The organism is Erwinia aeris (assembly GCF_041224955.1).
Classification (GTDB): domain Bacteria; phylum Pseudomonadota; class Gammaproteobacteria; order Enterobacterales; family Enterobacteriaceae; genus Erwinia; species Erwinia aeris.
On sequence record NZ_JBGFFX010000011.1, the window covers coordinates 174,182 to 196,045 of the forward strand.

Consider the following 21,864-nt stretch of genomic DNA (forward strand, 5'->3'; position numbering starts at 1 on the left):
GATAACTCCCGAAAAAGCGTTTTGTTTATGGCCCTGGGGCTTAAGCGCCGAGGTGCTGTTCAATCAGCCGCATCGCCTCCGCCACCGCCGCCACCTCGCCGAAGATCGCCAGCGAAGTGATATGCTGCGGGCAGCTGCCGAAAATCTCCGAAACCATGACGTCGGCGCCTTTACTGGCCAGGTCGGCACAGAAATAGAGATCGGGCACCGGCAGCATTAACAGCGCGACGGCGTCCACACGCAGCAGATCCAGCCGCGTTCTGAATTCCGACGGCATCCGGCGCCTGAGCATCGCCAGCGTTTCCGGCGTGGGGGCGTTGATAATGCGCGTTTTCATCAGCGGATATTCAGCGCCTCGACCATGACGCAGCGGCGCCTTCTGGCGAAGGTGCGCGCCGAGGTCAGCCCTTCGCCCGTTGGCCCGGCGATAGTAAAGGTGGTGTGGCCTTCGCCGCCGACGCCCAGCCCGGCGTAAGACGGCCCGTTTTTCACAAAGATGGTGGTTTGGATCTGCCGCGCCATGCGGGTCAGCTTCTCTACGTTGGTAGAGTGCATCACCGCCGTATGACGGTTGCCCTGCTCCACGCAAACGGCCAGCTCGATGGCTTCGTCAACGTTATCCACGCGCACCAGCGGCAGCACCGGCATCATTAATTCATGCACGACAAAAGGATGCGTCGCTTCGGTTTCAATCAGGATGACTCTGGTTTCCGCCGGCGCATCAATGCCTAGCTGTTGCAGGATATAGCGCGCGTCTTTGCCGACAAACGCCGTATTCGGGCCGCTGCCTTTGTCGTTCAGCACCAGCGTTTGCAGCTGCTGAATAAGCTTTTTGTCGCTCAGCAGGTAAGCGCCGCTTTTCTTCATGCAGTGGATCAGATAATCCGCCGCCTGGCTGACTACAATCACCTCTTTTTCCGCCGTGCACGGCAGGTTGTTGTCAAAGCTACAGCCGTTGATGATATCGCGGGCGGCCTGTTCGATATCGGCCGTTTCATCCACGACGGCAGGCGGATTGCCCGCGCCTGCGCCAACGGCTTTTTTACCGGAGGACATCACCGTTTTCACAATGGCCGGGCCGCCGGTCGCCACCAGCATAGCGATGCGCGGATCCTTAATCAGCGCGTTGGTATTTTCTACAGAGGGCTGCGCAACCGTCACTACCAGATTATCCGGCGCGCCCAGCGCGGCGAGTTTGTTATTGATAAGCGCCACCGTATACAGCGACACTTTGCGGGAGCGAGGATGCGGACTGAAGACCACCGCATTGCCGGCGGCCAGCATACTGATGCTGTTATTGATTAGCGTCTCGGTCGGATTGGTAGTCGGCGTGATAGCACCGATAACGCCATAGGCCGAATATTCCGTCAGTGTCAGGCCGCCATCGCCGCTTTGCGCGCAGGTCGGCAGGTCTTCCGGGCCGGGCGTTTTCAGCGCGGCAAGGCGGTTTTTAATCACCTTATCCGCCACGTTGCCCATGCCGGTTTCTTCAACCGCCATGCGGGAGAGCGTTTGCAGCACCTCCTCCTGTAAAAACGCCTCGCGGATGCCATTGATAAAGGTCGTGCGATCCTGCATAGAGCAATGGCGATACTGCACCTGGGCCAGCACGGCCGCGCCGATCGCCTCGTCCATCGTGGCGAAAACGCCTGCTTCCTCCGTCTCCGTGACGGCGGATCTTTTCACGTCTTCCGGGTTTGCGCTGCTCTGCGCCAGCGCCCGGGCGACCATGGCCGCCAGCGCCGGATTTTCGGCATCGGCAGCGGGCGTGGTGCGGGTAAATTTGCTCAGGACGTTTTCCACCGCCTGAGCGATCTCGCTGTCATTCATGCTTCCCTTCCTTACCGCGCGATCAGATATAGGGTGTGGTAGTTGAGTGGATGGGCGCCGGATCGAGCGTGGCCAACAGCTGTAATCCCACTTCGCGCGCGGCCGTGACCGCCTGGCGCACCGCGCCGGAATCGCCAGCGAAAGTAAAGATCGCCTCGTTGCTGAAGCTGGTGCCTTTGGCCGGGCTGGCGTAGCCAACAGGTTCAATAACCGCCGCCTTGGCCGCCACGTCGGCGATAACGATGCCTATCGCCGCTGGCGAAGCGCAGGTCATGCCGAACGCTTTGCCAACCGGCGCGCCGAAGGCTTTATTCAGCGCGTGGCTGGCGCGGGCGGTGTACTGAAATTCCAGATGCCCGGCCGGCGAGCCGTAAACGTCGCCCATCGTCCGTTCGATTTCACCCAGCGTGACCTCCACCGCCCGACGCACATCCGAGACGTCTGCCGCGCCGAACAGGATCAGGCAGCCGTGTCCGCCGCCGCCTTCCGTATCGCGCGCCAGCTCAATGGCGACGATCTCGCTGTTGGTGGCCTTAACGGCTTCATCCGCAGCGAAAATATGCGGGCCCGCGCCGGTTCTGGCGCCGATAATGCCCAGCGAGCGGAACCGGCCGTCGATAGCCATCACCTCATGAAGCTGGCTATCGACATTGGCGATCACCAGGCCAATGGTATGGCCGAGCGCGGTACCGACAAACTCGGTCAGGCCGCAGCCGCTACGCTTCTCTGGCTGGCCGATAGCCCTGGAAATAATCTGTTCGACAAGATTGTCCTGCATGGCTTGTCCTCAGGCCGTTACTCCGTGGCCGTTTTTAATATTTTTTCTACTTCAACATGCGGGCGGGGGATCACGTGAACCGAGACCAGCTCGCCGACCTTGGCCGCCGCCACGGAACCGGCATCGGTTGCCGCTTTTACCGCGCCCACGTCGCCGCGTACCATCACCGTGACCAGCCCGGAACCGATTTTCTCGTAGCCGACCAGCGTCACATTGGCCGATTTCACCATGGTATCTGCCGCTTCAATGGCGGAAACCAGCCCCTTTGTTTCAACCATGCCCAGCGCTTCCTGCTGCATAATGACCTCGTTTGTTTGACTGATAAAAAGACGCGCCTCTGGGGCCACGCCCGATTGCGATGTTAAGACGGACGCGAAAAAATATTTTGTCCGCCAGTAAGATTATTTTGCGCGTTATCGTTCGGGCGCGGTGGCAAGCCTGGCCGCATCCTGCGCAATCATTTTTTCTTCATTGGTGGGAATGACCATCACGGTCGGCGAATCGTCGGCGGAAATCGTGCCCGCGGCGCCGCCCGTTATCGCCTGATTCCTGTTGCGATCCAGGCGGAAGCCGAAGATCTCCAGCCTGGCCAGAGTCAGCTCGCGCACCAGCGCCGAGTTTTCGCCAATGCCGCCGGTATAGATCAGAGCGTCCAGCCGGTGCAGCGCGGCAAACTGGCCGCCCAGATGCCGCGCCAGCCGGTGCACCATAACGTCAATCGCCAGCGTCGCCCGCGCATCGCCTTTGGCGCGTGCTTCCTGCAAGGTGCGACAGTCGCTGGACAGCCCGGAAAGCCCCAGCAGGCCTGAACGGTTATTCGCCATCTCGCTCAGCGCCTCGACAGATTGCCCGCTGCATGTCGCCAGGTAAGCCATCGCGCCAAAATCGACGTCGCCGCAGCGTGTGCCCATCACCAGCCCTTCCAGCGGCGTCATGCCCATTGTGGTATCCACGCTTTGCCCGTTGCGTACCGCGCAAAGCGAAGATCCGTTGCCCAGATGGGCAATCACCAGGCCGTGATCCTGCGGATCGAGATCCAGCAGCCTGACCGCTTCGGCGGCGACAAAGCGGTGCGACGTGCCGTGAAAACCGTAGCGTCGGATTTTGTAGCGTTCGCGGTATTCCAGCGGAATGGCATAGGTAAAGGCTTCCGGCGGCAGCGTCTGGTGAAAAGCCGTGTCAAACACCGCCACCTGCGGCAGCGCGGGCAGCAAAGCCAGCGCGGTATCGATGCCGATAAGGTTGGCGGGATTGTGCAGAGGCGCCAGCGGCGCCAGCTGGCGGATCTGGTCGATAACCGCTGGCGTCAGCAGAACCGAGCGTTGAAACTCGCTGCCGCCGTGCGCGACGCGATGCCCGATGGCGCACAGCGAGGAGAGCAGCGCTTTCTCTGCCAGCACGGCAAACAGCGTTTGCAGCGCGCAATGGTGCGTTGGCTGCGCCAGAAGCTGGGTGGTTTTTCCCGCCTCATCCTTAAAGGTGATAGCGGCGTTATCCAACCCCAGCCTTTCCGCCAGCCCGGAAAGCAGCGGCGTTTCGCCCTCCAGCGGCAGCACAGAAAATTTCAACGAAGAAGAGCCGCAGTTGATAACCAAAACTGTTGTTGTAGACATAATGACCTCTGAAATCCGTTTTAGGGTCGGGAAGGCGTGAGTAAAAAGTGCGCCTGACTGAAGCGGGCAAGCGACTCGCGGGCGATGGCGATATCCTGCGCGACGCTGCCGCCGCTGATGCCTATTCCGCCCAGCAGCCGCGTCTGCGACCAGCAGGGTAAACCGCCGCCAAGACAGCAGATCCCCTGCTGCGGTAAGCCCTCCAGGCTCGCGCCCGGCCGTACCTGCTGCGCCAGCTCATGCGTCGCCATTCTCAGCGCCACGGCGGTCCAGGCCTTTTCCGTCGCCAGGCGGTGGCTGACCAGCAGCGCATCATCCATGCTGAAAAACCAGCGCTGCTGTCCGGCCGTATCTACCAGGCTGAACACGATTGGCACTTCATATTCCTGCGCAACCTCATAAGCAATCGCCGCCAGCGCCGCTGCCGCAGAGAGGCTCAGCGAGTGATGCCGCGACGGATGCGAATTAATGGCCTGCTGGATCAGGCTGTCCAGACTCTCCCTTACCGACATAAGTGCGCTTCCTTTTGCTATCCATTGAGATCCAGCGCATCGACAATGCCAACCACTGCCGCATCGATCACCGAATGCTCGCCGTTACCCATGCGCGCCGAGCTTCCCGAGCTGACGATGACCGTTTCCCCGTTGCCGGCGCCCACGCAGTCAACCGCGACCTGGGCGCTGCCCGTGGGCTGATGATGCTCGTTCAGGCGGGCCACGATCAGCAGCTTGGCGCCGTTCAGCGAGGGATGCTTGCTGGTCGATACCAGCGCGCCCGTGACTTTAGCCAGATACATAATCAGTCCTTGTATAAAATGATGTGCCGCCGCCGTATCTCGTCCTGAGCGGCTGGCGTGATCAGCGCGTTTCGGCCTGGCCGCAGCGCCGTGCCTGCGGGCTGCTGACGGATATCCGCCAGTGAAATAAGTTGCTTACCCTTGCTCTGTGTTGTTACACCGGGAAAAACGATCCCCCAGCTTTTCAGCGTGGCGATATAGCGATGCAGCTGCTCCCGCATCGCCTCCGGCAACGCCGCGTGGGTAAACTCGTCGCCCAGCGTGACGATGATTTTCCGGCCGTGGCACAGCGCATGAAAAGCCCAGGCGCTGGCAACGTTGTCGCTAAGGCATAACGCGATTTTTGCCAGGCTGTTGCCTGAGATCGCCGGGAGAAACAGCTCGCTGTACTCTTCTTCCGCCTGCGGCATTCGCGTGTCGTAAAGCAGTTCAGGCGCGAACCCTTCCCGCCAGCATTGAAATGCCCCGTAAACGGCAGACAGGCTGGCGCTGTGGGAAAGCGTGACCCGCAGGCCGTATCCGGCCTGGCTCAGCGCCTCCAGCGCAGCCAGCGTTTCCGGCAGGACGCGCGGATCCATTCCCGTAATCACCACTCTGACCATGCCCTGCCTTTGCCGCACCAACAGACGACTGATAATGCTATCGAGCCGGTTGGAAAGATCCGGCTGCACGATCACGCCACCTTCGGCCCGTTGCTTTTGATCTGCACCCGATCGCCATTACGCAGCCCAAGCGCGTTGGCCTCTTCCTGATCCAGGTGGATCTCCGCCAGCGCTTCTGCACTGACACGCACCTTCACATGGCGCAATACGCCCGCACGCGGCCCCTGGGTTTCCACCGCTATTTCCGCGCCGTCCGTCAGGCCGTGCCGCGCCGCTTCCTCAGGCGAAATATGGAGATGCCGCCATGCGACGATAACGCCCTCCGGTATCGCCACTTCGCCATGCGGCCCTACCAGCGTGATGCCAGGGGATCCCTGCAGCTCGCCGGACATTCTTACCGGCGCGCCGATGCCAAGGACAAAGCCGTCCGCCACTGAAATCTCAACCTGCGTGACGTTACGCAGCGGCCCCAGCACCCGCACGCGCTGTAGCTCGCCTTTCGGCCCGCGCAGCGTGACGGTTTCCTGTGCGGCGAACTGACCGGGCTGCTTTAACGCTTTCATCCGGGTCAGCGACGAACCGTAGCCGAACAGCATGTCCATCTCTTTACGGCTCAGGTGCACGTGCCGGTTGGAGACGCCGACGGCAATAGTCAGCGGCTGGTTTTTTCTTCCTGCCGCCAGCTCCTGTAAAATCTGCTGCGTGATGCTTCTGGCCTGCCGTTGCGTATCCGTCTTCATCCTCTCTTCCTTGCTGTTTACTCGCCCGCCAGGCGCGACAGCAGGCGATCGATATCCTGCTCGCTGGCACGGCGTGGATTGGTTGCTGTACAGCCATCGGCCAGCGCCGCCTGGATCAGTTCGCCGCGCAAGGTGGCAAACCGGGCCAGATCTGCGCCCATCTCTTTTAGCGTTGCCGGAATGGCGAACTGCTGGTTAAGCGTGCGAACGGCCTGCGCCAGGCTGTCGGCAGCCATCAACCGCGCGCACTGCTGGTAGCGAGCCTGCGCACCTTGCATTTCGCTATTAAATTCAATCACTAATGGCAGCAGCATGGCGTTGATCCTGCCATGCGCAAGATGCAGCCTGCCGCCGACGGCATGGGCCATGCCGTGAACCAGCCCCAGCCCCGCCGAGTTGAACGCCATGCCCGCCATGCAGGAAGCGTGATGCATATGCGCCCGCGCGCTGAGGTCGTGCGGTTCACGGTAAGCCTGGGGTAAATAGCGGGCGGTCAGCGCAATGGCTTTTTCCGCCAGCGCATCGCTGAAGTCGTTTGCTTCTGTGGAGACCAGCGCTTCAACCGCGTGGGTCAGCACGTCCATACCGGTATCCGCCGTGACGCTCGCGGGGACGCTGACCACCAGCCGGGCGTCAAGAAGGGTGAAATCCGGCAGCAGCGCAGCAGACACCAGCGGATATTTGCTGCCGCTGTGTGGGTCGGAAAAAACGGCGTAGGTTGTCGCCTCTGACCCGGAGCCGCTGGTCGTGGGAACGGCAATCAGCCTGATGTGATAAAGAGGATCGTACTCTTCAAGGGTGGCCTTAATGCCTTTGGCCGCATCCAACGCGGAACCGCCGCCAAGCGCGATAATCGTATCCGGCCTGAAGGCTTTACATTTTTCCGCGCCTGCCTGTAGCAGCGCGGTAGTGGGCTCGGCTTTGACCTCGCTATAGATGATGATCGAAGCCTGGGGCATCAAGGCGATCAGCTGATTTACTTTGCCGGATGAGAGCATAAATTCGTCGGTGACGATGGCGACTTTTTTCAGCCCAAGCTGACTCAGCGCTGCCAGCGCATTTTCACCATGGTAAATATTCGGGACAGAGAAAATCTTCGCCACGCCCTTATCCTTAACAAAACGTCCGCCATTTAAGGGCGACAGATTAGCAACGACGGCGGCTGAGCGGCTCTGGATTAGTTTGTCCGGATACGGGAAATTTTTGCGGAGAAGCGGAAGGAATTAAAAATAATCTTTACCTTTCCGGCTGCAAAGAAAACCCGGCTTCAGGCCGGGTATGCACGATATTGACATTTTTTTAGTGAGTTCGCTTTCAGGGCTTCACGTCCGTTACCAGCGTGGGCAGATCCCAGGTGCCGCCCGCATGAATATAACGACACATGCCGGTCATGGCGTCGCGGCTTTTGCGGAAAGCCTGGCCATCCCACACCCAGCTTTTCAGGCTCATGCAGTCTGCGATACCCCGGCCTTTCTGCACATCGGTAATCACGCCTTTTTCATAATCCGAGCCGGAAATGGTCACCAGCACCGGCTTACCTTTTAGTTGGTTATCGATAACCCAGTAGCCATACCCTTCGTTATAAGCCGCGCGCCAGCAGAGCGCCGAAAGCAAAGCGTGGCCGTCATCCAGTGGCGTAAGGGTCAGCCCGTCATTTTCCGGAATAGCATTTTCTGCCGGTGAAACCAGGCTGTCGCACATGTCATCGTCATTTTGATTGACCGTTGCAAGCAGTCGGGTTTTCAGCGCGGCGATTTCTGACGCGGTCAGCGAACGAGGTTCGCCGCTGCGGGTTTTTGCTGCCTGAATAACCGGCGCCGGCACCGCCTGAGCTACGCCACTTTCCGGCTTATCGCCCTTTTTGATGAGCGCGCCAGGCGTGCCGATGCGGCCCTGCACGTCGTCAGCTTTCAGCAGCACGGCATAAGCGCCCTCGCCGGAAAGCAGAAAAGGCGTCGCGCCGCCTTTAAATTCCACTTTACCGCTGCCTTTGACGGCGTTGAGTAACGCTGACGTCTGGCCAGCCGACAGCCGCCAGTTGTCGTCAGCCGCCACGAGATCGCCCGCGGATTTCCCGTCGATCCACAGCGTCAGCTTTTGTACCGGCGCGCTGTCTTCTGCGCTGTCGGCCAGCGTCACTTCGCCCGTCGGCACCGTTCCGGGGCCGGCGGTACGGGTAAGCAAGACGGAACCGGACGGATCGTCTTCTTTGGCATAGCCCGCAACGCGGCAGGTCAGCGTGTTGTCGCAGGCTACTTCCCAGTCTTTGTGTTCAAAGGTTACGCCGCTATGACTGGCCAGTGCCGACAGGGAGAGCGTCGCCAGCGCAAAAAACATCAGTTTACGATTCACTTTATTCCCTCACGTTTTATTTCTGATAGCAGCCCAGGTATCTCTCTGTTGCCCAGGGTGCGGGGAAACCAGCAGCCATCGTTGATGGTTGCCAGGCTTTGACGAAACGCTGCGCCATCCCAGATCCATTCTTCCTTAGACGCGCAGCTGCCGGCGCTGCTTCCCATAAAGACATTGGTAATCACGCCATCGTGCCAGGTTTGCGCGTCAGTGGTCACGGCAACAGGCTTCGCTTTTAGCTGGCTGTCGGTGACCCAGTAACCGTATCCCTGGTTATAGGCCGCGCCCCAGCACTGGGTGGAAAGCAGCGTGTGCGTATCATCCAGCGGCGTGGCGGTAATATCGCCGCTGATAATATTGCCGTTGACGTCCTTTTCCCCAACCGAGGTCAGATAATCGCACTGCTGCTCGCTGGTTAAGACGGCAAGCAGCTGCGGCCTGAGCGCTTCAGCCTCTTTTTTGGTTAATACAGAGGGTTGAGCGGGGCTGACTTTTACCGCCTGGATCACCGGCATAGCCACGGCCTTAGCGACGCCGCTTTCGGGCCTGTCGCCTTTTTTAACCCAGGCGCCTGGCGTACCGATACGGCCCTGCACGTCATCCACTTTCAGCAGCGCCGCATAGGCGCCCTCGCCGGAAAGCTGAAAGCTTTCGCGATCGCTTTTGAACCCGACCGTGCCGCTGCCTTTAACGGCATCGATCAGCGCCAGCGTTTGCGCTTCTGACAACCACCAGCGGTTAGCCTTCTGCGTCGCTTCGCCCGCAGGCTGGCCGTTCAGCCACAGCGTCAGTTTTTTTACCGGCGCCTCGTTTTCCCTGTCTTCCGGCAGGATAATTTCGCCAGCGGTAGCCGTATGCTCACCAGGTGCCCGCGTCAGCAGCACGCCGCCCACATTCTCCTGTACGCTATGGCCGCCGATACGGCAGGTTAAAGTGTTATCGCAGGCCACTGACCACGCCTTATGATAAAAGGATACGCCGCTTTCCTGGGCGATAACCGGGGCGGCAAACATAGTCAGTGCGGTAAAAGCCAATTTATAAAGATGATTCAAGCTGTCGCTCCATAATCCAATTTAGCGTATTGCAACAGTCGATACGCATACAGCGGCTTAATCCAGGCCAGACAAAATTATAGCCCGGCATATCCCGGGCTTTTAATAGCAATCACTGTCCGCGACTAATTCCCCTCACCGACAACATTAAAATAAAGCATAGATACGCTGTTAAACCGCCGCTGGATCCCCAATCCTGGGATCGAACAGACGCTGTGTCTGAACGTTCTGTTGGATAATGCTGTCACCCTGAGCTACTTATGCACAATGCCAGACCAGTAATGAGCTATACACTCAGCACGGTTTTCATCAGCAACGCGTCCAGATCGCGGCAGTCGCGCCGCTCGCTATCCGGCAGCTCTTCGCTGACGCGGTTCTCGTCCAGCTGCTGGCGGATAAACGCATGGATGCGCTCCAGACGCTCGCCATATTCCGCTTCGCCTGCACGCTGCTTGCGCGCCAGCAGCTGTTCAATTTCGGCCAGCAGCAAGGGATCCGTCACCGTCCCTGCCAGCAGCGCTTCAAAACGCATCGGCGGCACGCCTTTTCCGGCCTCTATCCATTGCACCGCCAGCAGCGGGCGCAATACGTAGAAGTACTTTTTCAGCCGCACGCTGTCGCCCTGCAGATAACCACGAAAGTTCTTTCTTGCCATGGAGAGATAGTGCCAGCGCGCCCGTAACGGCGAAAACCAGTCCGGTATCCTTTGCCGTAAATCGGCGACGATGACCGCTTCCTGCTGATAGATCACCGGCGAATCCAGCCATTCAATCAGCGTTGGATTGGCTCGCTTCAACAGGCCCAACGCTTTTCGCCACTCCCAGCCGCAGACGTCCAGCGTATCGTCGATCGGCAGCTCGATAACGTCGCGCGGCGGATCGACACGCAGATACCACTCAGGTTGATGCACATAGAGAAAACGCACGTCGTAATCGCTGTCCGGCGAGGCAAAACCCCAGCCGCGGCTGCCCGACTCGCAGGCATACAGCACTTTTACCGAGTGCTCTTCTTCTATCTGGCGCAGCACGCCCCGTACGCGCTCGCGCATTGCGCTATCCACACCATGCAATCCTGTTCTCATTTTTTTATCCTTTTACGCAAACAACCTGCGACAGCGTATGCACCACTTCCACCAGCGAAGACTGGGCGGCCATGACGGCATCAATATCTTTATAAGCCATCGGGATTTCGTCGATGACCTCTTTATCTTTTCGGCACTCCACGTGCGCCGTAGCGCGTCGCTGATCTTCCACGGTAAAGCGGGCTTTCGCCGCCGTGCGGCTCATGGTGCGCCCCGCGCCGTGGCTACAGGAGCAGAAGCTCTCTTCGTTACCCAGGCCGCGCACGATAAAGCTCTTCGCGCCCATCGAACCGGGAATAATGCCCATCTGCCCTTTTTGCGCCGAGACCGCGCCTTTGCGCGTCACCAGCACCGACTCGCCAAAGTGCGTTTCCCGCTCCACGTAGTTGTGGTGGCAGTTCACCGCTTCCAGATGCGTGGTAAAAGGCTTGCTGATAACGCGCGACATCGCCGCCAGCACCCGCTCCATCATGGCTTCGCGATTGTGACGAGCGTAATCCTGCGCCCAGCTCACCGCTTCCACGTAGTCGTTAAAATGCCTGCTGCCCTCTTCAAAATAAGCGAGGTTGCGATCCGGCAAATTGGCGATATGCCGCTGCATATCCTTTTGCGCCAGCGCGATAAACAGGTTACCGATAGCGTTCCCTACGCCACGCGACCCGCTGTGCAGCATGACCCAGACCTGTTGGCTTTCGTCCAGGCAGACTTCAATAAAGTGGTTGCCCGTTCCCAACGTTCCCAGATGCTGATAGTTGTTGGTTTTGAACAGCGCCGGATGTTTTTGCGTCAGCGTCTTGAAGCGCGGCGCCAGTTTGGCCCAGTGGCGATCCACCTCCTGCGGCGGCGTCTGCCAGGCGCCCTTATCGCGACCGGAACGGGTATTGGTGCGGCCGTGCGGCACCGCCTGTTCGATGGCGCTGCGCACGCCCGACAGATTGTCCGGCAGATCGCGGGCCATCAGCGAGGTGCGCACCGCAATCATGCCGCAGCCGATATCTACGCCGACCGCCGCCGGAATAATTGCGCCTTTGGTCGGGATCACGCTGCCGATGGTAGAGCCTTTGCCCAGATGCACGTCCGGCATCACCGCCAGATGGCGAAAGATAAACGGCATTTTCGCCGTGTTCAGCAGCTGCTCGCGCGCTTCTGGCTCAACCGGCACCCCGTTGGTCCACATTTTTATCGGCACGCCTTTCGCCTGCTGCAGAGTCTGATAGCTGTTTTTCATAATCGTTTTCCTCATTGCTGTGACCTGACTATTGCGAATGCCGTGCCAGAAGACCGCCACGCTGCATAATAAAATTTATCTATTTGATTATTATTGATATTTATTGTCATATCACACCTGCGCATTGCCATTACCAACAGAGCAATTTATCTTAGCGGATAAGTTATTTATCCTGTGAGATAAGCATGAAAGCTAACGTAGTCATCGGCGTGCTGGGCACGGTGCTGGATAAACGCGGCAAGCGGGCAAACCGCTGGAGCAAATGGCGGCCAACCGTCGCGCTCTGCCAGCAGGAAGGCTTACAGATCGACAGGCTGGAGCTGCTGCATCAGCCGCGTGATATCAGTATGGCGCAGCAGGTGGCGGAAGATATCATTCAGGCCTCGCCCGCCACCCAGGTGGTGCTGCACAGCGTGAAGCTGGAAGATCCCTGGGACTTTGAAGAGGTCTACGGCAGCTTGCTGGATTTTGTCAGCCGCTATCCTTTTAATACCGACGCCGAAGAGTATCTGGTACATATCACTACCGGCACGCACGTGGCGCAAATCTGCTGGTTTTTGCTGACCGAAGCCCGCTATCTGCCCGCGCGCATTTTGCAGACCTCCCCGGCCAGCAAGGGCTCGGAGACGCCAACCGCGCTCGGCCACTATTCCATTATCGATCTCGATCTGAACCGATACGCCACGCTGACCAGCCGTTTTCAGCGCGAGCAGCAGCACTCTACCTCGTTTTTAAAATCCGGCATCGAGACGCGCAATCCCACCTTTAACAGCCTGATCGAGCAGATTGAGCGCGTGGCGCTGCGCTCGGACGCCCCGATGCTGCTGACCGGCCCCACCGGCGCGGGTAAATCTTTTCTTGCGGAGCGCATCTATCAGCTGCGCCATGCTCGCCATCGGCTGGCCGGTAAATTCGTGGCGGTTAACTGCGCCACGCTGCGCGGCGACAACGCGATGTCCACGCTATTCGGCCACGTTAAGGGCGCTTTTACCGGCGCACAGCAGGCGCGCGGCGGGCTGCTGCGGGAAGCCGACGGCGGCATGCTGTTTCTGGACGAGATAGCCGAGCTGGGGCTGGATGAGCAAGCGATGCTGCTGCGCGCCATCGAGGAGAAACGCTTCTTCCCGTACGGCTCTGATAAAGAGGTCAGCAGCGATTTTCAGCTGATTGCCGGCACGCACCGGGATATGCCGCAGTGGGTTGCCGAAGGCCGCTTTCGCGAAGATCTGTTTGCCCGCATCAATATGTGGACGTTTCAGCTGCCGGGCCTGGCCGAACGCCGCGAGGATATCGAACCCAACCTGGATTTTGAGCTGGAACGTTACGCCCGGGAACAGCAGACCCAGGTGCGCTTTGATAAAGAAGCGAGAAGCCATTTTCTGCGCTTCGCCTGCTCGACAGAAGCCAGCTGGCGAGGCAATTTCCGCGAGCTGGGCGCTGCCGTCACGCGGATGGCAACGCTGGCGGAACAGGGAAGAATTTCGCTGGAGCTGGCGGAAGAAGAGATCGCCCGGCTGCGCGCCAGCTGGCGTACTACGGCATCAACAGCTGCCCTGCCTGAGCGCTCCGGGGCGCAGTACGATCTCTTTGACGAGTGCCAGCTACAGACGGTGCTGAGCGTCTGCCGCGCGGCGGATTCGCTTTCCGAAGCGGGACGACGCCTGTTTGCCGTCTCCCGCCAGGGGAAGAAACAGCCCAACGACGCCGATCGCCTGCGTAAGTATCTGGCACGGTTTGGGCTGAACTGGGAGGAGGTTAAAGGGTAACGCAGCCGACGACAGCCGTAACGCTTTTGCAGCCGGGCCTGATGCTGCACGGCTGCAAAAGCGGGTAATGCGCTATTGTCCTTCGAAACCGTAGTATTGCACCGGAAGCCGCTGGCCGTTCACTTCCAGGTCGCGCCACGGCTTAACTACAGTTTCAGGTATTTTATCCCGAAGAGCCTGCTCCAGCCTTGCCGACAGCGTCACGCTGCCAATCTGATTCCAGCCTGTGGCCTGGTGGGCATAGAGAGTAATGCTCTGCTGATTGCGGTTATAGAGCAGCACTTCCGGCGTGCCGTCGTTATTCACATCCTGCATCCACACCAGGCAGGAACCGGTATCCACCAGGCAGATGTCCGCCTCCTGCTCAATATATTGCGTCTGCATCTGCCACCAGCTTTCCGGCGGCGCTTCGCTGCCTGCCCGCAGCGGGATGCTGCGCTGAAGGTCGCTAACGGTTGGGTTAGCATTATTGGTGTCGCGTTCTGCCAGCAGCCGCACCAGCATGGCTTTTTGCCGGACAGGCTCGTCGAGCCACTGCGGATAACGGCTTATCTTCTGTAACGCCTGTTTCCCCCGGCGTCCCGCATCACTGAATAAATAGAGATCCATGTCATCCACTTTTGCTTTGCCCTGCGCAAAACGCGCCAGCTGATTTTTCACGACAATGCGCCACGGATCGGCTACTGGCGTATGCAGTAAAAACCAGCTGCAGGCCGTCAGAGTCAGCATCAGCGCGATAAAAATGTTCATGCTGCCCGCGCCCTGTGACCAGGCGCGGCGCTGGAACCCTGACAGCAGCAGCGAGCCAGCCACCGCCAGCAGTGCAATCATAGCGGCGTAGATCCGCTCCACCGTCCAGCCATACTCCGCGACGCGCAGCCACAGTGCCCAGACAGCCAGCCCGGCCAATAGCGGAGTCAGAGCCTGCGCAACCAGCACCACGCGCGCCATAACACGCTGCCAGCGCGACAGGTCAGGCGCGCTTTCGCCAGCGATGGCGCTGAACGCCAGCATCAGCAGCGTCATGGTCAATAACAGCGTGGTGGCTGAAAAAGCTTTGGGAATGATAGCCAGCCCGGTAAACGGCAAACAGGCCAGGAACAGCAGCAAGGCGACCGCGTGCAAAGGCAGCAGCACGCTTACAGCCCGCGTAACCAGATGCCTGTACAGACCGGCAGCGCCCGGCAGGCGTCGACAAAACACAATGCCCGCAGCGATGACCGCGCCGGTCGCTATCGGCGGGAAAAAACGGTTATCAAAGAAAAGCTGCTCAAACAGCGTGATGCCGATGATGCTGAAGAGATTGCTCCACAGCATCAATACCAGCCAGAACAGCCCGGTCATTAAGCCAGTGACCGCCAGGGTAAAAGTGTTGCGCCACAGCGTTTCGGCGACTGCCCTGCTCCACTGTGACCCATCCTGTTCCTGCTGCGATTTAGTGCAGAAGGCGACCAGCATGGGCATAACCAGGCTGAGCATAACTATTACGGCGCAGATATTTTTAAAGTGAAATTCGCCCAGCGGCAGCGTGGGAAAATTCCAGCGATACCACCCCGTCATTAAGGCAATAACCGGCAATATCAGCAAGGCGCAGAGCCAGGGCCTGACGGCGCGGAGACGATAAAGCGTGAAGGCCAGTATGCTGGCCATCGCTAACGAGAGCGGCGGCAGATACAGAGAATAACGTTCATGCAGGTTAAAACCATCCGGCAAAGCCCAGAGCAACCCGGCTATCATCCCGATAACGATAATGGCCCATTTAGTACGGTGAGGGAAAACTTCCTTTTGCAACATAGCTATTCCTTGCTGTTGGATTAGGTGAAAGTAAATGGGAAAAACGGGTCATGATAAGACCTTTTTTTGTGAAAATCCCTGTGCCAGACCGCTTAGTCTGGAAAATATCAGGTCGTACTGTCTTATTTAAGCCTGAAGGCCTGGCTACACAAAATGAGATAAGCGAAAGAAATAACAATTATTGTCAGGCTAATGCAATTACCCATCGCTTAACGAATGACCTGTTAGTTTTCTTCAGTATTAAAGTTAAAATCGATAGCTTAAAACTATCAAAGGTGGATTTTGCCCCTTAGCATTAAAGCCCAAACGCGACATCACAAAAAATATCTTTTCGTGAAATAAAACAGGTTCGCTACTTTTTTCAGCTTGAAAAACAAAACAGCCAGACACGTTACACATGCTTTATTTTCCATACAAAACAGCATATTAACAAGCGATCAGCCCGCCTGAAAGCCAGGTCTTTACCCTCATCATTCAATAAAACCTAAAGCGTCTGTTACTAAAAACCGTAGCTATTGATATAGCCTGATTACTGTTAAATTATGTAGATGCGTTATGCAATACGAATGAACTCAGCGACCAAAGGCTCAAGGACATATACACATTCTTTCTGCCCTGGCTGTATGCCCTATGGCTGTGACCTCTGATAATCGTAACAGTCATATTATGTACGTAGCTCCACCACGAAAGCTTACTGCCTGGCTCGTTGGGAAAGCGTCTTTTTTGTGGGCAAATATTTGGCTATAGCATCGCGAAAGCTGGCAAGGATGTCAAAATTGTACAATTTGTATGCTTCCTGAAATCAGGGAAGTAGATAACGTCAAGAGAACAGAGAGTGACATAGCCATCGACGATGTTGGGCTTGAAAAAGCATAATTTAAATTAAATAAACCTTTTAATGAAAGATTGGGATGTTTACAATGAAAAAAGTTGTTTTTATTGCTTGTTTATCAACCTTACTGGTTGGCTGTGATAAATCAGTTGAGGATAAACCTATTCCAGAGCTTACAAGTGAAGAAGCTGATGGCATCTGCAAATCACCTGAAATTTTGACTCAGTTGGAAAACAGTTTCAAAAAAGGAACGATCGATGACTTAAAGAAAAACCCGCGAAACTATTCCCCTTTCAGCGACAGATATAAGCGCGGCATATTACCAGACACTAATGAGAGAAGAACATCCCGCATTGATGTTAACTATAGTTATACATCAGAAGACTTTTCTAAAGGTTTTGGGACTACAGATAAACTTACCATCACCAACCCGACTATAAATGGCACCGGCACTGACAGCCTCAAATGCAGTGCTAAAGTTCAGTTTAGCTCTGATGAAATGTATGGATTAACGTTCGCAAACGATATCATATATAACGTAAAAAAAGATAATGGTAAGTATGTTACTGACACCTCAATTTCTTTCGATGACCTTTTAGCTCATAAAATCGAGCCTACTGCATCACAAAAATCCTGGCGCGATAAACACGAGGAAAAACTTAACGCTAACGAGAACGTTATAAGGGACATTCCTGATTCGGAATTTAAAAGCGTTACTCAGAACGACTTATATTATATTTATTTCTCACAATCACCGCGTACATTTAGCGATGACGAACTAATGGGCTTTTTTAGCACCAAGTGGAACAGTACAACAGATGTCTTTGCTAAAGAAGACATAAAAAAAGAAGAACTGCAAAAAATTAAAGAGAAAATATCCCAGTATAAAGACCTTAAAAACATATTGGGTTATTCCTCCTTTAGTTCTAATAACCAACTAAATGAAAAGTACGGTGTTAAAACAGCGGATGGCGAAAAACCTTTACCATCAACAGATGGCTGGGTATCTGCAAGCGACAGTTATGATATGTCTAAAAAAGGTTTTAAATATAACGCTGCCTTTTGCGCAATGACTGGCGGTCTGATGACAGAAAACCGCGGCATTAACTTTACTATAGATCAGGCACTACGTGGCTGTACTGTTGGTGTGCCGGATGATAAAGCGCGTGAGGTATCCGCTAAGCTTGCAGATCTACACAGCAAAAGGGTTGGTGTCAGCACCTTTGTGAAATCTTATATCCACATCGATAATGTTGATGGTAATACAAACACTATACATGCCACTCTGGTCAGGGATGAGGTTAAAGTAGTCGACTCTGATAATGGTGAAATAATTATTGATACCGTTGTAAGATAATTGCTAAAGGGGAGCTTTATCGCTCCCTAAAATAAAGGTAAAAATATGAATATGTGGATAACATTGATTACAATGACATTGCTGATGAACATACCAGCAGCGATCCCTGTGTTATTATTGCAAGCAGATAAAAAGATAAAGATAGCGATAGCCGCTCGTCTCTATTTGCTGGGGTTTTTCCTGGTAATGGCACTGACAATACTAACATCCGGTTTTATCAGCAAATACTCACCCTTCCCGGTCTGGCTCTCCATCGCATCCGTTGTCGCTTTTATTATCACTTTGATTAATTGTGCGAGATATATGCACCAGCATATCTCAAAGTGGCAAAGGAGATCCGTTGTTCTGGCTTCTTTTTTGATAATCTATGCCGTCAGGTTTAAAGCTACGTTTATTGATACAGGGGCAGGTTACGAAATAACGTCTTTCGGTATGGTGTGGTCAGCATTATTCTTTTTTGCCTGTTTCCTTGCCTATATAGGAACGTCAAACCCCAGGGATACATCGGCGGCTTATAACCCGTTATCTGACAGCCCATCATCGTCGCGCGTTGATAAAAGTTACGCGCCTCAGTCAGACATAGATTATGATGTTAACATGAAGGGGAAAGATATTTTAAACGATACCAGCCTTAGCGTTATTGAGCAAAAACGCTACAGAGATGCCTTACAGAAAAAAGAAGACGGATCTGACTGGTAGTCATTGGGTAAAACGAGGAAGGGATATTTTATATTTCCCTTCCAGTTATCTCTGCTCAAAGTAAAAATAGACCTTACAAAGCTGACCAGGCTTAATATAAGCTGTAACAGAGCTTACGAGAGCACTTCCTATTTCCCATTTCCCATTTCCCATTTACCATTTACCATTTACCATTTACCATTTACCATTTTTAAAAATGGCAATCAGGTATATTATTGATAATGCAACCAACATTATTATTACTCGAAATTTAAATTAAAGACATAAAAAAAGTCACATCAAAGCATAACAAAGAGAATAACACTGCTATTAATAAAAACATCTCCCAGACCAGCAGGTTACTTATTGGACGCGTCGTTCAAGTGTGTCTGAATACGATAATAAGGAAACGATTAATTTAGTATGTTAATTACGAGAATTACAATCCCAACCTGTAAGGCAGGCCTAAAAAACACAACAACCCATAGCAATAATTCAAACAGCTTACAGATTACATTAATTATCAGAGCCGCGTTCCACTTTTAACTTTTCACCGCTAATAACTCAGGAAAGTAATCAGCGAAGAGATATAATAACAGGGTTATTTAGCGCAGGCTGAATGTGCGGGAACACATTCAGCCTGCTGACCACAACAACTATCGAGGTTAGTTATTATGGCTGGACAAGATTGTAATGCAGTTGCGGCTGCAAAAGAAGTGACGGAGGCCACGCTGCGCCACTATACGGTGAGTTATGCGAGCACCTTTCCGGATTACGAGCGTATCCCGTTACTCGCCTTTAAGGGAAAATGGCTGGATGCGGCAGGGTTCGCAACCGGCACACCGGTTGATGTAAGGGTAATGCCGGGCTGCCTGGTAGTGACGGCCCGCGAGCCGGAACCGCAGGAACCGGAACTGATGCAGTCACTGCGCAAGGTGTGTAAGTTTTCTGCGAGGAAACAACGTCAGGTGCAGGAATTTATTGAGGTGATTTCGGGTAAGCCAATCCGTTAAGGTGCGAATTTCTTGTGCTGAATTATACCCAGCATCAGGCGGTTCTATGTTGAGTACATTGATGCTGGTTGCTTACAAGATTGGGGCTGAATATTTAGCTTTTGATCGTAATGCCAGATCAAGAAATGGGGTTTTAACGGAGTTTATGAAATCGGTCGTGCAGTGCTTCCATCATAATGTGCATCCATAACACAAATAGCCTCTCCTCTGGTAAACAGACAGTAAAAAAGGCCTGATACTATTGTGAGTGCTGCAATGATAAACATCCGCATCAGTGATTTCCCTCTATATCAATTACGGCATCCATATTGGTTAAAAAAGGCCGAAATCCAAACTTATCATGCCGTTGCAGAACAAACCAAATCCTAAAAAATTTAAACTGGTTAAACTTTTTCTTAAGTATATCATTAGTATCCAGACCAAAATGATCCTGGCCTGTAAATTTCACCCATGCTTTCCATCCGTGCTTATCTACATTGATACTGATTATATCTATCCTGGTTGCATATACATCATGAACGCAGATGCCTGTTCCATTGATTTTATCAACTACAATCGAATAAAATTAGAGATAGCCTCTTGGTCATTTTACTACATGACGTTCAGGTTTTTTATTTAAACTCAAACTCATCTGTGAACCTAACTATATCGCCGTTTTTTTGTAGCTGATATTTACCATCATATGTTGTAAAAATCGCACCCAAATTCTTGCTATTACTGACAGAGAAAGCAGCATCTTTATCAATACAGTTTAGCGGTGGCGGCATATCATTAAAGCATAGCCTGTCATAACCATCACCTTCTTTATACCCCTCACCAAATAGCCAGAAAGTAACAGTAAAAGAACCATCTTTATCAGGCTTGGGAATATCATATTTTTCTTTCAACATATCCTTATTTTTTAGCCACCAATCGATTTTACCCTTATCGGTAAAAGGGAAGTTTCTTACTAAAACAGAACTGAATCCATACTCTCTATGATGAGCTGCGATAATATTAACCGGACGTATTGACAACCAAAGACAATAACCAAAAAACCCCAGCGAAATTAATAACAGCGCGTAACGCGTTTTTTTACTTTTCGCTGTCATTACGGTTTCCTGTAATTTCTACGGTGGCTTCCATATTGGTCATAAAGGGTTTAAAAGCAAACGCGCTGCATCGTTGCAACACAAACCAGATACGGAAAAAACGAAAGACGTTAAATTTTAGTTTGGCAATATCCTCAACATCTAAACCGAAGTGATCTTGTACTTTGTAATGCACCACTGCCCGATAGCTATCGTTACTAATATGCAGTGATTTTAGGATGATGTGGGTTGCCCATGTATCGTGAACTGTAATACCCATCCCATTAATGTTATCCTGGAATCGGTCGAATTTAGGCAATTTACCGTCAAGTATCGCCCCTCTTATTTTCCCTTTGTTATCTGTGGGATAGGTATTGCTTGCCCAATCAATATTCTCGATTAAAGCATTTTTTATTTTTGACAACGTACTGTTCTCAGTCCTGTCATTGAGAATTTCCGCTTTCAAAGCACTGTCCAGGTGCATACTGGTGAACGGTTTGCCATTACCGTACTGCATATGGGTGATCAACTTTTCGATCAGGTGTTGATATGGGCCATAAATCGAGAACAGGCGCGATAAATCGCGGAATTCATCAAACAAGATATTGGTACATTGCTGCCGGGTTATCTTTTCCCCTTCTCCGCGGGAGCCGTAAAACATGGACTGCGGCTGATTAAATGGCGTGATTCTGGTCAGGGTATAAGGATTGGCTCTGGTAGAGACATCCAGCAAATGAAAATGCGTTTTTAACTGTGATTCTGATAAATCGCCACAGCACATATCTTTGGCGCTGTAATCGTCCATTCGGTTTTGCGTTTGAAAAATAGTACAGGGAAACTGTAGTGCGGTCATTTTGATACATTCCTTGTGTAATCGTCCGTGGAGACCTTCACAGGGAATAATATGCGGAGACTGGCGGGAATGTAAATCATGCAGTAATCCTGCCCGTAATTTTTAGTTCTTAACTTCTCCGTCTGCACATCAACGCCGGTTACCGTATTTTTAAGCTGCTCCGCTTTTTCTCGCTTTCGGCCAGCCTTTTATCCAGTGCAGAGGCATCCGACGTGAACGTGTAATAAAACGCTTCTAATATGCTCATAGCGCTTTCCTCTATTTATAAACGCCAGCGTGGTGACAGGCTAGTGCGCTGGCACATATGCCAGAGCCCGGCACATCTCATGGCTGCACCTGCCCTATGCCGTGTATTCTGGCAAAATTAAACGGCGATATGCGCTGAACGCAGCTCTGCTCTCTTTGCCTGCATAGCGATATTTAAGATAC

At 53.8% G+C, this 21,864-nt stretch carries 22 protein-coding genes; 4 read left to right on the forward strand and 18 right to left on the reverse strand.

Annotated features, from left to right (window positions below):
• Positions 1 to 40 precede the first annotated feature (40 nt).
• The 14 genes from AB6T85_RS17585 to AB6T85_RS17650 form a co-directional block, all read right to left on the reverse strand.
• A complete protein-coding gene (locus AB6T85_RS17585) occupies positions 41 to 337 on the reverse strand; it encodes a hypothetical protein (protein WP_253458133.1) in 297 nt (98 codons plus the stop codon).
• Positions 337 to 1,830, reverse strand: a complete 1,494-nt coding sequence (locus tag AB6T85_RS17590) for an aldehyde dehydrogenase family protein (RefSeq protein ID WP_369896279.1) — start codon at positions 1,828 to 1,830, stop codon at positions 337 to 339. The genes AB6T85_RS17585 and AB6T85_RS17590 overlap by 1 nt, the downstream gene beginning before the upstream one ends.
• Positions 1,831 to 1,852: 22 nt before the next feature.
• Complete coding sequence (gene pduB, locus AB6T85_RS17595; RefSeq protein WP_253458128.1) at positions 1,853 to 2,608, reverse strand: propanediol utilization microcompartment protein PduB; 756 nt, start codon at positions 2,606 to 2,608, stop codon at positions 1,853 to 1,855.
• A gap of 17 nt (positions 2,609 to 2,625) precedes the next feature.
• On the reverse strand, positions 2,626 to 2,907 hold the full coding sequence (gene grpH, locus AB6T85_RS17600) for a propanediol utilization system shell hexameric protein GrpH (RefSeq protein WP_253458125.1): 282 nt from the start codon (positions 2,905 to 2,907) through the stop codon (positions 2,626 to 2,628).
• A gap of 114 nt (positions 2,908 to 3,021) precedes the next feature.
• The gene (tdcD, locus tag AB6T85_RS17605) at positions 3,022 to 4,221 is read right to left on the reverse strand and encodes a propionate kinase (RefSeq protein ID WP_369896280.1); all 1,200 of its coding nucleotides are present in this window, start codon (positions 4,219 to 4,221) and stop codon (positions 3,022 to 3,024) included.
• A 20-nt stretch (positions 4,222 to 4,241) separates the two neighbouring features.
• Positions 4,242 to 4,733, reverse strand: a complete 492-nt coding sequence (locus AB6T85_RS17610) for a GlcG/HbpS family heme-binding protein (RefSeq protein ID WP_369896281.1) — start codon at positions 4,731 to 4,733, stop codon at positions 4,242 to 4,244.
• Between the two features lie 17 nt (positions 4,734 to 4,750).
• The gene (locus tag AB6T85_RS17615) at positions 4,751 to 5,017 is read right to left on the reverse strand and encodes a EutN/CcmL family microcompartment protein (RefSeq protein WP_253458117.1); all 267 of its coding nucleotides are present in this window, start codon (positions 5,015 to 5,017) and stop codon (positions 4,751 to 4,753) included.
• Positions 5,018 to 5,019: 2 nt separating this feature from the next.
• The gene (locus AB6T85_RS17620) at positions 5,020 to 5,694 is read right to left on the reverse strand and encodes an HFCD family protein (RefSeq protein ID WP_369896282.1); all 675 of its coding nucleotides are present in this window, start codon (positions 5,692 to 5,694) and stop codon (positions 5,020 to 5,022) included.
• Positions 5,691 to 6,359, reverse strand: coding sequence for a phosphate propanoyltransferase (pduL, locus tag AB6T85_RS17625; RefSeq protein ID WP_369896283.1), 669 nt, complete (start codon positions 6,357 to 6,359; stop codon positions 5,691 to 5,693). Before pduL ends, AB6T85_RS17620 begins: the two co-directional genes overlap by 4 nt.
• 17 nt (positions 6,360 to 6,376) lie before the next feature.
• A complete protein-coding gene (locus AB6T85_RS17630) occupies positions 6,377 to 7,462 on the reverse strand; it encodes a 1-propanol dehydrogenase PduQ (RefSeq protein ID WP_369896284.1) in 1,086 nt (361 codons plus the stop codon).
• 211 nt (positions 7,463 to 7,673) lie between these two features.
• Complete coding sequence (locus tag AB6T85_RS17635) at positions 7,674 to 8,696, reverse strand: DUF1176 domain-containing protein (protein WP_369896295.1); 1,023 nt, start codon at positions 8,694 to 8,696, stop codon at positions 7,674 to 7,676.
• 11 nt (positions 8,697 to 8,707) lie between these two features.
• Positions 8,708 to 9,763, reverse strand: a complete 1,056-nt coding sequence (locus AB6T85_RS17640; RefSeq protein ID WP_369896285.1) for a DUF1176 domain-containing protein — start codon at positions 9,761 to 9,763, stop codon at positions 8,708 to 8,710.
• A gap of 286 nt (positions 9,764 to 10,049) precedes the next feature.
• Complete coding sequence (locus tag AB6T85_RS17645) at positions 10,050 to 10,844, reverse strand: nucleotidyltransferase domain-containing protein (protein WP_369896286.1); 795 nt, start codon at positions 10,842 to 10,844, stop codon at positions 10,050 to 10,052.
• A gap of 4 nt (positions 10,845 to 10,848) precedes the next feature.
• Positions 10,849 to 12,075, reverse strand: a complete 1,227-nt coding sequence (locus AB6T85_RS17650) for an RtcB family protein (protein ID WP_369896296.1) — start codon at positions 12,073 to 12,075, stop codon at positions 10,849 to 10,851.
• 182 nt (positions 12,076 to 12,257) lie between these two features.
• Here AB6T85_RS17650 and rtcR point away from each other — a divergent pair, with 182 nt between their 5' ends.
• On the forward strand, positions 12,258 to 13,838 hold the full coding sequence (gene rtcR / locus AB6T85_RS17655) for an RNA repair transcriptional activator RtcR (RefSeq protein ID WP_369896287.1): 1,581 nt from the start codon (positions 12,258 to 12,260) through the stop codon (positions 13,836 to 13,838).
• Positions 13,839 to 13,910: 72 nt separating this feature from the next.
• Here rtcR and AB6T85_RS17660 read toward each other — a convergent pair whose 3' ends face one another.
• A complete protein-coding gene (locus AB6T85_RS17660) occupies positions 13,911 to 15,632 on the reverse strand; it encodes a DUF4153 domain-containing protein (protein WP_369896288.1) in 1,722 nt (573 codons plus the stop codon).
• A 920-nt stretch (positions 15,633 to 16,552) separates the two neighbouring features.
• Here AB6T85_RS17660 and AB6T85_RS17665 point away from each other — a divergent pair.
• The 3 genes from AB6T85_RS17665 to symE all read left to right on the forward strand — a co-directional run bounded on the left by AB6T85_RS17665 (position 16,553) and on the right by symE (position 19,512).
• The gene (locus tag AB6T85_RS17665) at positions 16,553 to 17,821 is read left to right on the forward strand and encodes a hypothetical protein (RefSeq protein WP_369896289.1); all 1,269 of its coding nucleotides are present in this window, start codon (positions 16,553 to 16,555) and stop codon (positions 17,819 to 17,821) included.
• A gap of 45 nt (positions 17,822 to 17,866) precedes the next feature.
• Entirely contained in the window at positions 17,867 to 18,520 is a 654-nt protein-coding gene (locus tag AB6T85_RS17670; protein WP_369896290.1) for a hypothetical protein, read from the forward strand.
• Between the two features lie 653 nt (positions 18,521 to 19,173).
• Entirely contained in the window at positions 19,174 to 19,512 is a 339-nt protein-coding gene (gene symE / locus AB6T85_RS17675; protein ID WP_369896291.1) for an endoribonuclease SymE, read from the forward strand.
• A gap of 271 nt (positions 19,513 to 19,783) precedes the next feature.
• Here symE and AB6T85_RS17680 read toward each other — a convergent pair whose 3' ends face one another.
• The 3 genes from AB6T85_RS17680 to AB6T85_RS17690 are packed head-to-tail and all read right to left on the reverse strand — an operon-like array spanning position 19,784 to position 21,435.
• Positions 19,784 to 20,068, reverse strand: a complete 285-nt coding sequence (locus tag AB6T85_RS17680; RefSeq protein ID WP_369896297.1) for a DUF3289 family protein — start codon at positions 20,066 to 20,068, stop codon at positions 19,784 to 19,786.
• A 55-nt stretch (positions 20,069 to 20,123) separates the two neighbouring features.
• Positions 20,124 to 20,603 carry a DUF943 family protein gene (locus tag AB6T85_RS17685; protein ID WP_369896292.1) on the reverse strand — a complete coding sequence of 160 codons (480 nt, stop codon included), beginning with the start codon at positions 20,601 to 20,603 and terminating at the stop codon, positions 20,124 to 20,126.
• On the reverse strand, positions 20,587 to 21,435 hold the full coding sequence (locus tag AB6T85_RS17690) for a YPO3983 family protein (RefSeq protein WP_369896293.1): 849 nt from the start codon (positions 21,433 to 21,435) through the stop codon (positions 20,587 to 20,589). The genes AB6T85_RS17685 and AB6T85_RS17690 overlap by 17 nt, the downstream gene beginning before the upstream one ends.
• Positions 21,436 to 21,864 lie beyond the last annotated feature (429 nt).

Excerpts from the sequence above, each read along its gene's own strand:
- AB6T85_RS17670 (WP_369896290.1), top strand. The coding sequence starts at position 17,867 with ATGAATATGTGGATAACATTGATTACAATGACATTGCTGATGAACATA.
- AB6T85_RS17685 (WP_369896292.1), bottom strand. The coding sequence starts at position 20,603 with ATGACAGCGAAAAGTAAAAAAACGCGTTACGCGCTGTTATTAATTTCG.
- pduB (WP_253458128.1), bottom strand. The coding sequence starts at position 2,608 with ATGCAGGACAATCTTGTCGAACAGATTATTTCCAGGGCTATCGGCCAG.
- AB6T85_RS17610 (WP_369896281.1), bottom strand. The coding sequence starts at position 4,733 with ATGTCGGTAAGGGAGAGTCTGGACAGCCTGATCCAGCAGGCCATTAAT.
- AB6T85_RS17645 (WP_369896286.1), bottom strand. The coding sequence starts at position 10,844 with ATGAGAACAGGATTGCATGGTGTGGATAGCGCAATGCGCGAGCGCGTA.
- AB6T85_RS17590 (WP_369896279.1), bottom strand. The coding sequence starts at position 1,830 with ATGAATGACAGCGAGATCGCTCAGGCGGTGGAAAACGTCCTGAGCAAA.
- AB6T85_RS17615 (WP_253458117.1), bottom strand. The coding sequence starts at position 5,017 with ATGTATCTGGCTAAAGTCACGGGCGCGCTGGTATCGACCAGCAAGCAT.
- symE (WP_369896291.1), top strand. The coding sequence starts at position 19,174 with ATGGCTGGACAAGATTGTAATGCAGTTGCGGCTGCAAAAGAAGTGACG.
- pduL (WP_369896283.1), bottom strand. The coding sequence starts at position 6,359 with ATGAAGACGGATACGCAACGGCAGGCCAGAAGCATCACGCAGCAGATT.
- AB6T85_RS17690 (WP_369896293.1), bottom strand. The coding sequence starts at position 21,435 with ATGACCGCACTACAGTTTCCCTGTACTATTTTTCAAACGCAAAACCGA.
- AB6T85_RS17665 (WP_369896289.1), top strand. The coding sequence starts at position 16,553 with ATGAAAAAAGTTGTTTTTATTGCTTGTTTATCAACCTTACTGGTTGGC.
- rtcR (WP_369896287.1), top strand. The coding sequence starts at position 12,258 with ATGAAAGCTAACGTAGTCATCGGCGTGCTGGGCACGGTGCTGGATAAA.
- grpH (WP_253458125.1), bottom strand. The coding sequence starts at position 2,907 with ATGCAGCAGGAAGCGCTGGGCATGGTTGAAACAAAGGGGCTGGTTTCC.
- AB6T85_RS17635 (WP_369896295.1), bottom strand. The coding sequence starts at position 8,696 with ATGTTTTTTGCGCTGGCGACGCTCTCCCTGTCGGCACTGGCCAGTCAT.
- AB6T85_RS17660 (WP_369896288.1), bottom strand. The coding sequence starts at position 15,632 with ATGTTGCAAAAGGAAGTTTTCCCTCACCGTACTAAATGGGCCATTATC.
- AB6T85_RS17585 (WP_253458133.1), bottom strand. The coding sequence starts at position 337 with ATGAAAACGCGCATTATCAACGCCCCCACGCCGGAAACGCTGGCGATG.
- tdcD (WP_369896280.1), bottom strand. The coding sequence starts at position 4,221 with ATGTCTACAACAACAGTTTTGGTTATCAACTGCGGCTCTTCTTCGTTG.